Source organism: Spirulina subsalsa CS-330, assembly GCF_028330765.1.
GTDB lineage: Bacteria > Cyanobacteriota > Cyanobacteriia > Cyanobacteriales > Spirulinaceae > Spirulina > Spirulina subsalsa_A.
In genome coordinates, this window is sequence record NZ_JAQMTY010000134.1 from 1 (window position 1) to 13,314 (window position 13,314).

Below are 13,314 nucleotides of genomic sequence, written 5' to 3' on the forward strand. Positions count from 1 at the left end.
CCCCGGGGCGACTATTTTGATGTGGCGGATCGGGTGATTGCCCTGGATAATTTTGTGCCCCAGGATGTGACGGCTCAGGCCCAAGCGATCGCCCACGCTCACCCCACCGATCGTCAACCCGAAGGCGGGGCCAGCTTTGGCGAACTCACGCCCCGCATTCCCATCCCCAGCAGTCTTGATCCCAGCCGGGGTAAGCGGGAGGTGAAGGTACGGGTGCGGGGAGTGGATGCGATCGCCTTTGGCACTGATGAGATTGACCTCAGTGCCGTTGAGCAATTGGTGAATCCGGGGCAACTGCGTGCGATCGCCGCCGCCCTCGTGGATGCCAAATCCTCCGCCCTCGATGGTCATACCCCGATCCCGGCCATCCTTGATGCGATCATGGCCCAGATCCACACCGCCAGCCTCGACAGCCTCACCCCCAAACCGCTGGGGGATGCCGTCGCCTTTCGTCGCTTTGAACTGGCCGCCGCCCTCAACCGTCTCCGGAGCCTCCGCGTTCAACCCTAAACCATCGCCAGCGACAGCCCCCGGCGGGCCTTAGAACCGCCAAATCACACTAAAGTAAAACCCATCATCCTGGGCATTAGTGCCGCGATCGTCAAGATCCACCAACGGCAAGCCGTAATCAAACCGCACCGTAAAGTCAGGATAAGGGTTCCAAATCAGCCCCGCCCCCAGACCCGCAATAAAACGCTCCGCTGCGAGGGAGTTGGGGTTATTTTGGGCATTCCAGACCCAGCCGAAATCCAGGAACGGCGCAAAGACGAGGGTGGCGCTCCCGGCTTCATCCCGCACGAGGGTGATCCGATCCTCAGCAGAAAAGCGAATCCCATTATCCCCAGCCCGCACGTTTTGCCGAAAGCCCCGCACCGATTGCCCGCCACCCATGACAAATTGCTGCGACGGGAGCAGGGGCGAAAAGGCATATTGCAAATCGGCGGACAGGATTAAAAAATTGTTTTCATTCAGGACTTGGGCGCGTTGGATTTGCCCCAGCCAACTGAGAAATTGCCCGTCGGGGATAGAGCCGCTGTTGCGAGTGGCCTCAAGGAGATCGAGGCCGAGGCTGAATTGCGATCGCACCGCCCACGCCCCCCGCGCATCCCGCCGAATATAGTCTTGCCCAAACTTCAACACCGTCGTCGTCGTGCTGCCGTCCGCCTCCGGGCCAAATCCAAAGGGAGTCGGCCCCGCAAAGGTAAAGGTTTGACCCGTTTGATAGGTCAACCCCATCGACAGGGCAAACTCTTCGCGGGGTGTACGTTGCAGGGGTTGGCGATAACTGATTTCGTAGAGTTCAGAATTACCACGAATATCTAAAATATTGAACGGCTCCTGCACCACATTATTGCGGTTAAACGAGGCCCGCAATTGCAGCGTGCCATCCATGGCATTGAGGGGATAGCGATAACTCAGATCAAAGGTATCGGAACCGCCTCTCGTGGTGCGCTTCATGCCGCCGCTCAGTTCATCCCCCGCCCCCGTCAGGTTTTGATAGCTGAGATTCACCCCCATCCGCTCCGACCCGACACTCGGCGGTGAATAGTTATCCACCGTCGCTGCCCCCCGGAATTGCCGCGCTTCGGTCACCCGCACCACGAGAATACTTTTCGCGGGTTCTGTGCCGCTGCGCAGACTCGCTTCAATATTTTCGATCAGGGGATCGGTGCGCAACAGTCGGAGTTGATCTTCTAAGCGGCCCGTGTTGAGGGGAGTACGAGCGCCCAACGCCACCCGTTTCAGGATGTAGCCGGGTTTGAGGTTGTTCGTGCCTTCGACTTCAATATTTTCAATGCCCCCTTCGAGGACAATGATTTCAATCGTGCCGGTGTCAAAACTTTCAGGGTTGAGGATGGCGCGGGAGGTGATGTAGCCGTCGGATAGATAGCGTTCCGTTACGAGGTCAGCGAGGCGTTGCAGGGAGGCTTCGCTCACCTGCTGGCCGATGAAGGGGGCAAATTCGGTTTGAAAATCCTCAAGGCTGAACAGGCTGCTGTCAGTGAGTTTCAGGCGATTGACACGGATGGGGCCGGGTTCGGGGGCGAGGGGGTTGGTGGGGGTTGCGGTGGGTGTGGTGGGGGGCGTTTCGATGGAGTTGCGATCGCTCCCCTCTAACGGTTGCGGCGGGGCTTCATTAGGCTGCAAAAAACGCTCATCATTGGACTCTGGAATTTGAGCAATCAGGGTAGGGAAAGATATGGCTTGGAATGGTGTCGCCTCGCTAGTCGGACAGAGCAAAGTCGTGAGACAGGTTGTTCCCCAAAAAACAAGACTGTACTGCGGTTGCTGAACCATAATAAATTCCCTTAATTGTCATCACCATGTGGCTTTCACCCACGACGCGATCGTTGTGAAAGCATCCCTCTCGCCCCCAATCATACGTGCTTTTACGGAAAACTTTGTTCAGTGGGTCGAACTTTTTCCATCAACGTTGGGGTGTCTGGATTGGAACTGAGTTGAATGAGATAGGGATGATAGCGATCTTTGCGATAGGAGCCGACCCACACCTCGTACTGACCGGCTAACCACGCTCCGGAAATGGCGGGATTGCGCCCCGCGTAGTCATCATTACACCACAGGCCACCAGGGCCGCGTACCAAGAGGGTCGTATCTTCGGGGCTGGCAACTTCAAGGCTGAGAAAGTCGAAAAAATCACGCAACACCACCACATGATCCGGTTCACTATCAATAAAACCGGCGCAGGTTCCCGTTTGGGTGCTGTCCTGGGCTGTGACTGTTCGCACCGCCAAGGCTCCCCCGCTAATGCCTCGGATGATCACACTTTCGGGCCCAAATTGACTGAGTTGAATATCTTCAAAAATGGTTTCGCTGCTCTGAATTTGTGCCTCACTGGGGAGTGAGAAACTATTCGGAATCAGGGTCAGCATGGCAAGGATTAAGGTTGAGCGCAACATGGGTTAAGAGTCCCTAATATCATCATCAAAACGGCTTTTTTGGGCAGATTGTTCCCAACTGTACCCCGATTGTTGGGTCTTTTCCGGTGATTTGGGGGATCGCCCCCCATCATTCCAGACTCGTGAAATTCCCTCACGTTCCCCCTACAAAAAAGGCGGGTTGCCCCGCTTGCTTTGGTTTAACGTTTTTCTATTGGTGCGACCCTCCTGAATCGGTGGGTTACGGCGGATTGCTGGATTGCAGTGATAGCCCGATTTTAAGCCGCCCAACCCACCCGATAATATTGATTTGCCTTGTCGGCCATTGGGCTACTGCTGATCTATCATCCAAGTTGCGAGTCTGGGGGTGGCAGGAGTGAGCCAGAGGCTCACACTACCATTGCCGTTATCTTCCGTAGTGCGAGCTTCTAGCTCGCTGCCCTGATCAGGGGGGATCACATGCAGGCTAGTACAGAGTCAAGACTTAATATTCGGATTGTATTGAATGTCCAACACTCAACGTGACGGTGCGTTACGCTTCGCTAACAGCACCCTACAAACATCCTGATTCTTGGCATTGACGCTGCACTAGGTCAACAGTTGCACGTTATGTATCAGCAGTGGCCGGCCAGCGGGGAGGTGCGATCACTTACAGGGCCGCCATCACCGTCCGCGCTGCGGCCAGGGTCTGTTCTACTTCCGCATCCCCATGGGCCAGGGAGGTAAAGCCCGCCTCAAACTGTGACGGCGCAAGGTAAACCCCCTGCTCCAACATACCCCGATGGAACCGCGCAAACTTCGCAAGATCCGACTTCTTCGCATCCTCATAGTTATGCACCGGATCAGCCTGGAAGAACAGCCCGAACATGCCGCTAATATTGCCACCGTAGGCCGCGTGTCCCGTTTCCTTGGCAATGTCCAACAAGCCCATGATCAGCGTCTTCGTCACCCGTTCGAGGTGTTCATAGCTGCCGGGTTTTTGCAACAGTTCCAGGGTTTTGATCCCCGCCGTCATCGCCAAGGGATTCCCCGATAATGTCCCGGCTTGGTACATCGGCCCCGCCGGAGCCACCATCGCCATAATATCCTTGCGACCACCGTAGGCCCCCACGGGCAACCCACCGCCGATCACCTTACCCAACGTCGTCAAATCTGGGGTGACGCCGAATTTTTCCTGCACGCCCCCATAGGCAATCCGGAACCCGGTCATCACTTCATCAAAGACCAAGAGCGCCCCATTTTCCTCCGTCAAGAGGCGCAGCCCTTCGAGGAAGCCCGCATCGGGGGGAATGAAGCCCGAATTGCCCACAATCGGTTCGAGGATCACCCCCGCCACTTCGCCGGGATTGTCCGCAAAGAGGGCTTTGACGGCTTCGAGGTCGTTGTAGGGGGCGGTGAGGGTGGCGGCGGCGGTGCTTTTCGGCACACCGGGGGAGTCCGGCAGGCCGAGGGTGGCAACCCCAGACCCGGCCTTCACTAAGAACATATCAGCGTGGCCGTGGTAGCAGCCTTCAAACTTGATGATTTTTTCCCGACCGGTGAAGGCCCGCATCAGGCGCAGGACGGACATACAGGCTTCGGTGCCGGAATTGACAAACCGCACCAGTTCAATACTGGGGACGGCATCAATGACCATTTCCGCCAACACATTTTCCAAGACACAGGGCGCACCGAAACTAGTGCCTTTGAGTAATGCCTCTTGGAGGGCGGCGATCACCTCTGGATGGGCGTGGCCACAGATGGCGGGGCCCCAAGTGCCGACGTAGTCAATGTATTCGTTGCCGTCTACGTCCCAAACGCGAGCGCCATTGACGCGATCGAAAACGATGGGCTGACCGCCGACGGATTTAAAGGCCCGCACGGGGGAACTCACGCCGCCCGGCATGAGTTTCTGGGCAGCGGCAAAAATTTCTTCGGATTTTGTGGTGTTCAAACTCGACGTTACAACCAAAATGCTCTCCTTTGTCCTTGCACAATCACAACTGAAATGACTAGATTTCGATCTCACCCCATTGGGCGACCGTTGCGGCGGTTGGGGGTGGGGTGAGAGGGTATGGCCAGTTTCTATCCTATCGGCCTTGGCGGTGGGAAAATGTGGAGAAACGTTAAGGATTGGACGACGATCGCACCGTAACCCCGCCCCCCAAGGGCAGCCCAAAAACAGGTTAGGATAGGTTTTCGGTGCATATAGGGGCCAATGAGTTACGGGTTAGCATTACATACCACCACGGGCGAGTTGGGGTTAGCGGCGATCGCACCCTCGGAACCGATGCGATCGCAGGTGTGGGACTTGGGGCGATCGCTCTCCACAGACCTGCACAACTATCTCGCCACCTTTCTCGCGCCCCTCACCTGGACAGACCTCGACTTCCTCGCCGTTGCCAAAGGCCCCGGCGGCTTCACCGGCACGCGGATCGGCGTGGTCACCGCCCGCACCCTCGCCCAACAGTTAGACCGACCCCTCTTTGCCATCTCCACCCTGGCCGCCGTGGCCTGGCAACAGTTCACCGCTGACGCTGTGGCAATGGCAACCTATGCGATCGCCTATCCCGCCCGCCGGAGGGAACTCTGCGGCGGCATCTACACCGTTACAACCGCAGGCATTGACCCGACCCAATCCCAACCCGATGCCATCTACACCCCGGAGCAGTGGGCCGACACCCGCGCCACCCTGCCGCCCCACACCATGATCCAGGCTCCGGACTCCCTCGCCCTCTCCGTTGCCCCCCTCCTCGATCTCGCCGCCCGTCAATATGCGGCGGGCGATCGCCCCCATTGGTCTACGGCACTCCCCTTCTACGGTCAACATCCCGTTACTCTTTAAGCTCAGGTACAGCAACGATGGACATGATCACAGTTGAACAGTTGAGTAAGGTGTATCCCGTTGCGGTGAAAGAACCGGGGTTGCGGGGGACATTGCAGCATTTTTTCCAGCGGAACTATCGCCAGATCAAAGCAGTGGATAATGTGTCGTTTAGCCTCCAACCGGGGGAAATGGTGGGATTTTTGGGGGCCAATGGAGCCGGAAAAACCACAACATTGAAAATGTTAACGGGGTTGATTCATCCCTCGGCGGGAACGGTGCGGGTGGCGGACTATGTGCCCTTTCGCCGTCAGCCGCAATTTTTGCGCAAGATTAGCCTTGTGATGGGGCAAAAGCAGCAATTGTTGTGGGATTTACCGGCGTTAGATTCGTTGCGGATTAATGCGGCGGTGTATGAATTGTCGGAACGGGAGTTTACCCAACGGTTGGGAGAGTTGAGCGAGATGCTGAACTTGGGGGGCAAGTTGACGCAACCGATGCGGAAAATGTCCCTGGGGGAACGGATGAAGGCGGAATTGTTGGCGGCGTTGCTCCACCATCCCCAGGTGTTGTTTTTGGATGAGCCGACCTTGGGGCTAGATGTCAATGCCCAGGCGGCGGTGCGGGAGTTTCTCCAGCTTTACAACGATCGCTACGGCGCAACAATGCTGCTGACGAGTCACTACATGGCGGATATTACGGCGCTGTGCGATCGCGTCCTCCTCATCCATCAAGGGGGGTTAATTTATGACGGCAGCCTCAAGGGTTTACTCGAACGGTTTGCCCCCTATCGCGAAGTGCGGTTGCAATTGGCGGCAACGCTAGAGGCCGAGCAACTTGCCGCCTATGGGGAATTGGAATCCCTCGATGGGCGGGATGTGCGGCTTTTGGTACGGCGGGAAGCGTTGACGCAAACCGTGGGGCAATTGCTGGCCCAGTTGCCGATCGCAGACTTGAGCATTACCGACCCTCCCATTGAAGAGGTGATCGGGCGGCTCTTTACGGCGGGGACGGTGGCCTAAGGGCGGAAAAGCGTTGCTAAGCTGGCGTAGATTGCGTTAAAACCTGCGATCGATGGCCCACAATCCGGTTTAAAATTTGGGCTAAATTGTTCGTGCCCTGCTGTTTGCTTGGCTTGCTCTGTTGTATCAGGATTGATCCCATGCTCAACGTCCCTATCCCCTCCGTCCTGTCCCCTGTTCTGCGCCGTGGCTCACGCTCCCCTTGGCAACGGTGGCTAGTGAGGAGTTGCCTATTGGGGACGGTGGCTGTGATGGTGGGGGCGATCGCCCCCCTATCCCGCCTCGCTTCGCCCCATCGAGCCGAGGCAACGGTGATCAGTGCCGCCAAACTGACCCAAACCAAAATCATTTTGAAAAAGGGCGATCGCGGCGATGCCGTGCGCCAACTCCAAACCCAACTGCGTCAAGTGGGGTCTTATAACGGGCCGATCACGGGCTTTTTTGGTGACCAAACCGAAACAGCGGTGCGGCATTTTCAGCGATCGCGCAACCTCAACCCCGACGGCATTGCCGGCCAAAGTACCCTTGACGCTCTTGCCGCTGTGATTGCCGCCCGGAATCGGCAACCGCAATTTCAACCCTTTGGCCAAGGGGCGAAGGGCGATCGGGTGCGTCAGGTGCAATTGCGCCTGCAACTCTTGAACTATCTATCCCGCAACGCCAACGGCAACTTTGACCGCGCCACCACAGAAGCCCTGGCGCGATTTCAACGCGATCGCGGCCTGGCCGGAGATGGTGTCGTTGGCCAACAAACCTGGACGGTCTTGCAAAATGCCATTACCCAAGCTCAAATCCGCGATATGCAAGAACGTCTCCGGGGCGCAGGCTTTTACCGAGGCTCCATTGACGGTCTCCTCGGCACAGCCACGCAACGCGCCATCGAAGCGGCCAAACGGGTCTACGGGGTGAGTGCTGCCGCCGTCCTGCGGGGTAGCTATTAACCTGATTTCTCTCTCCCTCACCCCAAGCCCACCATGACCCCCCCAGCCCCCGCCTTTCTCCTCATCCAGGCCAAAATTAGCGATCGCACCCAGTTCAGCCACTACGCCGCCGCTGTTTCGGCCTTAGTCGTCGCCATGGGGGGACAATACCGTGTGTTAGGGGGCGAGCAGACCTGCCTCGAAGGAGAAACCGCCCCCGGTTGGCGGGTGGTCATTTCTGAATGGCCATCGCGGGCCGCCGCCTTAGCCTTTTGGCAGTCACCAGACTATGCCGCCCTCAAACCCCTGCGGGCGGGGGCGGCGGTCGTAACGGTGCAACTTCTCGATGGATTGCCGTTGGCTCTACCTAAAGACTGAGCACAATTACTCAACCCCACGACATAATAAACCTGACCATGCTTCACGGTGCGAAAGAGTTTATGCGAGGTTTAACAATCGGCAAATTACAACGGTGGATCAGTCTTTTTCTGCTGACTGTGGTCGGGGTGGTGGGGGTTGCGATCGCCACTCCCGCCCAGATTAACGGCTTTGATTTTTCCATTGAAGAAATCAACAGCCGCCCCAGTATCCCCACGGTGGCCATCGGCACCTTGGAAATTGCCCCGGTTTTTCTCGATGGGTATCCCGTCTTGCGGGTGGCCACCGAAACCCTCGGCCCCAATGCCCAACGATCCGGCGAGGCGGCGCTGCGATCGCAGCAAATCGGTCAACGGCTACAGCGCATCCTCGAAAGCATGACCGACTATGGTCAAAGCGACCTCCAAGGCGTGACCCATCTCAAGGAAAAAAAACAGCAACTAGCGGAGCAACTCGTTCTCACGTCCCATAGCGTTAATGACTCAGCCTCGGTGATCAAAGCCACGTTCCCCCAGGACACCGCCCCCCAAATCATGATCACCATTACCGCCGCCGATGCCCTCTATTCCCGCTCCACCTTGGATGATCTCGCCAATCAACTCTCCGACAAAATTCACCTCGTCCTCCTCGAAGCCTGGGAAAAACGTCAGCCCACCGTTCTTTTAGAAGCGGGGCTGAAAGCGTTGCTCCTCCTGGGGCTGACCATTTTCACCAGCTTTGTGTTTGCCCTGTGGCAACGTCGCTTAATGCTGCAACGGCGACGGCTGCGATCGCACCCCGGCCCCGACCTTGAACTGGATTACGATTCCGGCGAAACCGTCAACGCCCTTGACCTCCTCAAACTGCAACTCAGCCGCTTTGCCTCCCAACGGGACTACAGCGTCAACGCCTTCCTGCGGCGTAGCGTCTTTTGGGGACAAATCATGCTCTGGGTCATCAGTATCGGGCTGCTGAGCCGTTCGTTCTACTTCACCCGCCCCTTTGCCAACTGGTTACTCGGCGTTTGGCCACGGGAATGGCTCCTCAGCCTTGGCCGCAGCGGCGTTTTGGGCACACCGCTATTCCTCCTGCTCATTTTCCTCGCCGTCAGCCTCCTAGATCGATTCATCGATCTGATCATCGATCGCCTCGCCCGGCAATGGCTAGAAGCCCAAACCGAAACGATCCAAGCCTCCCATCGCTTTTCGCTGCGGGTTCCCACCCTCGTTTCCGCCGCCAAAGGGGTCAGCACCGTCATCGCCTACGCCCTCTTTATCCTCATCGCCCTCCAGCAATTTCGCGCCATCAGCACCCCCATCGCCACCTTTCTGGGGATCATCACCTTTGCCATCTCCCTGGGTGCTCAGAACTTCATTAAAGACGTGATTAATGGGGTCTTACTGCTGCTCGAAGACCAATATGCCGTCGGGGATGTGATTGCAATCAACAATCAGGTCGATGGACTGGTGGAATATGTCAACCTGCGCATCACTCAACTGCGCAATCTTGACGGTGAACTGATCACCATCCCCAACGGGACGATTAGCATTGTCCGGAACATGACGAGCAGTTGGTCTCAGGCTAAACTCGCGGTGACCGTCAGCCATGATACGGCGGTGGATCACGCCATTACCGTGATGGAACAGGTGGCCCAAGATTTATACACCGATCCTGAATGGCAAACGCAAGTGATGGAACAGCCCGTGATGCTGGGGGTGGATAAACTCGATGCCGACGGTTGCCAAATTCTCATGCTCTTGAAAACCCAACCGATGCGCCATTGGGATGTGGCGCGGGAATATCGCCGTCGCCTGAAATCTGCCTTTGAACGTGAAGCGATCGCCCTCGGCATGCCCCGCCAACGTATTTTTGTGGACTCCAGCCCCCGCGATGCCCATCGCCACGACGCGATCAGGATTGGGGACGTGCGATCGCACCCTGCCACGCAAAACAGCCACCCGTAGGTGGCCGTTTTGCGTCATTTTGGAGAGTCAAGAGGTGCGATCGTCAACCCTGAACGCTGCAATCAGCAGAAGCACAGCAGCGCGTCGTTAGACCTTCGCCGCCACCTTATCCGCCCCGCTCGTCAAGCGTTCATACTTATCCCGCATCTTCAGACCCACCAACACCTGGAACAAGCCCGTACCATTATCCGACCCCGGATAGTCCTTATGCTTCAGCACCAACTCCGTCATCTCGCCGTAATAGCGCGTCGAAGTGCTGCTCAGGTGGCTCTCGATATAAATCATCTCTTCGAGATTATCGAATTGACCATCCACTTCAAGGATCGAGACTTCATGCCCCATGTGAGCATCCGGCCCGTAGTACATCTTGATACCGGGATAGGTGCAGGTCAGCTTCCGACCACAGGGCCGCCAATCAATGGTTGACCCCTCATCGAAGAGATAAACCGGCTCAAAATGCTCAACTTGGTCTTTCTGGATCAAGCGAACCCGCAGATATTTACCTTCCTTGTCTTCCACCAACTGCGTCGGCAAGACCTGAATCACCACATCCGCAAATTCTTTTTGGGGTTCGATGTAAGCCGAAAAATCCGGTTTCCGAGCATTAATCGAGGCCAAAACGTCTTCGTAGGTGTGACCCCGTTCTGCCATGTCCCGTTGGATTTTCCATCTGATTTTGACCTCATCACTGATGTCTAAATAGACGCTGAAATCTAACAGACTCCGCACTCGTTCATCGAACAAGGGGTGTAAGCCTTCAATCACCACTACCTTATTGGGATTAATTCGTTCGGGAGGATCGAGCTCCCCGGTTTCATGGTTGTAAATTGGCTTATCAATGGGATTCCCTTCCTTCAAGGCTTTGATCTGCTCATACATCAGATCAAAGTTGTTTGCTTTGGGGTTCAGTGCTGTTACGCCGGCTGCTTTTCTTCCCTTACGATCCAGACTGTGATAGTCATCGAGACAAATCACCGTCATGAATTCTTCCCCAAACAAGTCTATAAGGCGGCGGAGAAATGTAGATTTTCCGCAGCCTGAGTCACCAGCAACTCCAATAAGAACAACACGGTCTGATTGCGCGATCATACCTTTCCTCTTTACAAAACTGATTTCTAAAAAGTAGCTTAGGCAAGCGTGACATCCTCCGCTGGACGCAGGTTACGATGCAGTATGGTTTAGGTCTCTGAAAGATCGGGATTTTGTCCAATAAACCAAGATCCAACACCATAGTTTAGGTGAGATGGGTTGATCAATGTCGGTCGGTACTGATCTCAATCCTGACCAGACTGGAACAGTTCAGAGGATCATCAACCAATGGGGTGAATCGCACCTTATGCTGATCGTTAACGTTCAGGAAAGACGACAATTGTGCCTAGTGCCTAGTAAGTATTTAATACTAGAGATGTACGCCCGATTGTATCAGAACCGGAAATCTCCTACAAGACTCCGACAGCCCTAACCACTGCCTGCCCAGTACCTATGCTACGGCAGGCTGGGCGTTTTTGCTGAAGAAAACCTAAAAAAGATAGGTTCGCTACAGTCTCCCCTGGGTGGGATTGTTAAGTTAGGCGTGCGATCGCATCCGACTCCCGCGTCCAAACCGCTGTCCCTTCTCCAAGTCACCCATTGAAGCTGTCCTTAATCCCGCTAAAGCGTTGCGTACCACACAATGCTAGGCTTGATATCGAGGCAAAAAGTGCTCTACTGCGCACCGCTTTATCTGGATAGATAAAAGGGTTTGACTTGAATCGCAGTATGTAAAGCTCCGTTTTGCTGAGAGAATAGCACCTTTAAATTGAAGTTTTGGAGATTGGCAGCGTATGTACGGACAAAGTTCTACTTTGGCTCAGAATACTGAGTCTGGGAGTCGGATGTTTATTTATGAGGTTGTCGGTCTACGCCAGAACAATCAGACGGATAGGCTGAACTACTCCCTCCGTCGCAGTGGCAGTACGTTTGTTACGGTTCCTTACAGCCGGATGAACGAAGAGATGCAGCGAATCCTGCGCTTAGGCGGCAAAATCGTCAGCATCCAGCCCTTGAGTGGCGAACCCCCGACGCAACCGGCAGGAACGACAACCTCAGTACCATCCTCGGACGATACTGTGAGCCAAACCATGATTGTTCATCCCAAACCCACTGATAATACAATTCCCGTTAACATCTACAAGCCGAAAACCCCCTTCACGGGGAAATGCTTGGACAACTACGAACTCGTCCGAGAAGGGGGGACGGGGACGGTGCGCCATCTGACCTTTGATCTATCCGGGGGTGATCTTCACTACCTCGAAGGGCAAAGTATTGGGATTATCCCGCCGGGAACCGATGACAACGGCAAGCCTCACAAATTGCGTTTGTATTCGATCGCCTCGACCCGTCACGGCGATCGCGAAGATGACAAAACGGTGTCCCTCTGTGTGCGTCAGCTTGAATATCAGCACCCCGAAACCAATGAAACCGTCTATGGGGTTTGTTCGAGCTACCTCTGTGGCCTGGAACCCGGTGCTGATGTCACCATCACTGGGCCCGTTGGGAAAGAAATGCTCCTCCCCGAGGACGAAGATGCCACCGTGGTGATGTTGGCCACCGGTACCGGGATTGCGCCGTTCCGCGCCTTCCTCTGGCGGATGTTTAAAGAAAAGCACGAAGGGTATCAGTTCAAAGGGTTGGCTTGGTTAATCTTTGGGATTCCCTACAGTGCCAATATTCTGTATCAAGAAGAACTCGAAAAACTGGCGGCTGAATTCCCGGATAACTTCCGTCTCACCTATGCCATTAGCCGGGAACAACAGAACGAAGACGGCAGCAAAATGTATGTTCAAAGCCGCGTCAGCGAATATGCTGATGAACTGTTTGAAATGATCCAACAGCCCAAAACCCATGTCTATATGTGTGGGTTGAAAGGCATGGAGCCGCCGATCTCAGAAACTTTTACCCAAGAGGCCGAAAAGCGCGATATGCATTGGGATGACCTCCGCAAGCAGATGAAGAAAGAGCATCGCTGGCACGTGGAAGTCTACTAAACGACGGGTCTGCTAGCGATCGCGCTCACCACCCCCAACAAAAAACAAGGAGTCTTGACCCCTTGTTTTTTTTTATGTTTGGGCGGCTTGCTCCTCCCCGTCTAAGAGGCTGTTTGAAACGTTAAACTCAGATCCAAATCATGAGCCTCACTCAATGGAAACAAGGGGCTTAAGCCCCTTGCCTCGAGTGCATCCCAGTTATGCAATCCCTCACCCAACCCTCTCCCTCAGGAGAGGGCTTTTGGCTCCTTTCTCCTGCGGGAGAAGGGCTGGGGATGAGGGTGCTCCCTGGCGAGCCATGGGAATCTGCAAAAGTGGGATGCAC

The 13,314-nt window shown here is 55.5% G+C and carries 11 protein-coding genes; 7 read left to right on the forward strand and 4 right to left on the reverse strand.

What is annotated here, in order from left to right; translation table 11 throughout:
- Nucleotides 1-510: P-loop domain-containing protein (locus tag PN477_RS08895; RefSeq protein WP_272147184.1), on the forward strand; the 510-nt coding region annotated here is incomplete at its 5' end.
- Between the two features lie 30 nt (nucleotides 511-540).
- Here PN477_RS08895 and PN477_RS08900 read toward each other — a convergent pair.
- The 3 genes from PN477_RS08900 to hemL form a co-directional block, all read right to left on the reverse strand.
- Nucleotides 541-2,298 (reverse strand): ShlB/FhaC/HecB family hemolysin secretion/activation protein, encoded by a 1,758-nt coding sequence (locus PN477_RS08900; RefSeq protein ID WP_272117580.1) that lies wholly within the window; start codon nucleotides 2,296-2,298, stop codon nucleotides 541-543.
- A gap of 92 nt (nucleotides 2,299-2,390) precedes the next feature.
- Nucleotides 2,391-2,918 carry a hypothetical protein gene (locus PN477_RS08905; protein ID WP_272117582.1) on the reverse strand — a complete coding sequence of 176 codons (528 nt, stop codon included), beginning with the start codon at nucleotides 2,916-2,918 and terminating at the stop codon, nucleotides 2,391-2,393.
- Nucleotides 2,919-3,546: 628 nt separating this feature from the next.
- Nucleotides 3,547-4,848: a glutamate-1-semialdehyde 2,1-aminomutase gene (gene hemL / locus PN477_RS08910; RefSeq protein WP_272147186.1), complete on the reverse strand. Its 1,302-nt coding sequence runs from the start codon at nucleotides 4,846-4,848 to the stop codon at nucleotides 3,547-3,549.
- 246 nt (nucleotides 4,849-5,094) lie between these two features.
- On the opposite strand from hemL, the gene tsaB reads away from it, so the two are divergent.
- From tsaB to PN477_RS08935, 5 genes are all read left to right on the forward strand, one after another.
- Nucleotides 5,095-5,721 (forward strand): tRNA (adenosine(37)-N6)-threonylcarbamoyltransferase complex dimerization subunit type 1 TsaB, encoded by a 627-nt coding sequence (gene tsaB / locus PN477_RS08915; protein WP_272117586.1) that lies wholly within the window; start codon nucleotides 5,095-5,097, stop codon nucleotides 5,719-5,721.
- Nucleotides 5,722-5,738: 17 nt separating this feature from the next.
- Nucleotides 5,739-6,722 carry an ABC transporter ATP-binding protein gene (locus tag PN477_RS08920; RefSeq protein WP_272147188.1) on the forward strand — a complete coding sequence of 328 codons (984 nt, stop codon included), beginning with the start codon at nucleotides 5,739-5,741 and terminating at the stop codon, nucleotides 6,720-6,722.
- Between the two features lie 140 nt (nucleotides 6,723-6,862).
- Nucleotides 6,863-7,663 (forward strand): peptidoglycan-binding domain-containing protein, encoded by an 801-nt coding sequence (locus tag PN477_RS08925; protein WP_272117590.1) that lies wholly within the window; start codon nucleotides 6,863-6,865, stop codon nucleotides 7,661-7,663.
- 33 nt (nucleotides 7,664-7,696) lie between these two features.
- Nucleotides 7,697-8,020, forward strand: coding sequence for a DUF1330 domain-containing protein (locus PN477_RS08930; RefSeq protein WP_272117592.1), 324 nt, complete (start codon nucleotides 7,697-7,699; stop codon nucleotides 8,018-8,020).
- Nucleotides 8,021-8,082: 62 nt separating this feature from the next.
- A complete protein-coding gene (locus PN477_RS08935; protein ID WP_272117594.1) occupies nucleotides 8,083-9,963 on the forward strand; it encodes a mechanosensitive ion channel family protein in 1,881 nt (626 codons plus the stop codon).
- An 87-nt stretch (nucleotides 9,964-10,050) separates the two neighbouring features.
- Here the strand turns inward: PN477_RS08935 and PN477_RS08940 are convergent, their stop codons facing one another.
- The gene (locus PN477_RS08940) at nucleotides 10,051-11,052 is read right to left on the reverse strand and encodes a phosphoribulokinase (protein ID WP_272117596.1); all 1,002 of its coding nucleotides are present in this window, start codon (nucleotides 11,050-11,052) and stop codon (nucleotides 10,051-10,053) included.
- 734 nt (nucleotides 11,053-11,786) lie between these two features.
- On the opposite strand from PN477_RS08940, the gene petH reads away from it, so the two are divergent.
- Nucleotides 11,787-12,989 carry a ferredoxin--NADP reductase gene (gene petH / locus PN477_RS08945; protein ID WP_272147190.1) on the forward strand — a complete coding sequence of 401 codons (1,203 nt, stop codon included), beginning with the start codon at nucleotides 11,787-11,789 and terminating at the stop codon, nucleotides 12,987-12,989.
- Nucleotides 12,990-13,314 lie beyond the last annotated feature (325 nt).

What these genes read in the sequence shown, in the direction of transcription:
- PN477_RS08900 (WP_272117580.1), bottom strand. Translation starts at nt 2,298, where the DNA reads ATGGTTCAGCAACCGCAGTACAGTCTTGTTTTTTGGGGAACAACCTGT.
- petH (WP_272147190.1), top strand. Translation starts at nt 11,787, where the DNA reads ATGTACGGACAAAGTTCTACTTTGGCTCAGAATACTGAGTCTGGGAGT.
- PN477_RS08925 (WP_272117590.1), top strand. Translation starts at nt 6,863, where the DNA reads ATGCTCAACGTCCCTATCCCCTCCGTCCTGTCCCCTGTTCTGCGCCGT.
- PN477_RS08935 (WP_272117594.1), top strand. Translation starts at nt 8,083, where the DNA reads ATGCGAGGTTTAACAATCGGCAAATTACAACGGTGGATCAGTCTTTTT.
- PN477_RS08940 (WP_272117596.1), bottom strand. Translation starts at nt 11,052, where the DNA reads ATGATCGCGCAATCAGACCGTGTTGTTCTTATTGGAGTTGCTGGTGAC.
- tsaB (WP_272117586.1), top strand. Translation starts at nt 5,095, where the DNA reads ATGAGTTACGGGTTAGCATTACATACCACCACGGGCGAGTTGGGGTTA.
- PN477_RS08905 (WP_272117582.1), bottom strand. Translation starts at nt 2,918, where the DNA reads ATGTTGCGCTCAACCTTAATCCTTGCCATGCTGACCCTGATTCCGAAT.
- PN477_RS08930 (WP_272117592.1), top strand. Translation starts at nt 7,697, where the DNA reads ATGACCCCCCCAGCCCCCGCCTTTCTCCTCATCCAGGCCAAAATTAGC.
- PN477_RS08920 (WP_272147188.1), top strand. Translation starts at nt 5,739, where the DNA reads ATGGACATGATCACAGTTGAACAGTTGAGTAAGGTGTATCCCGTTGCG.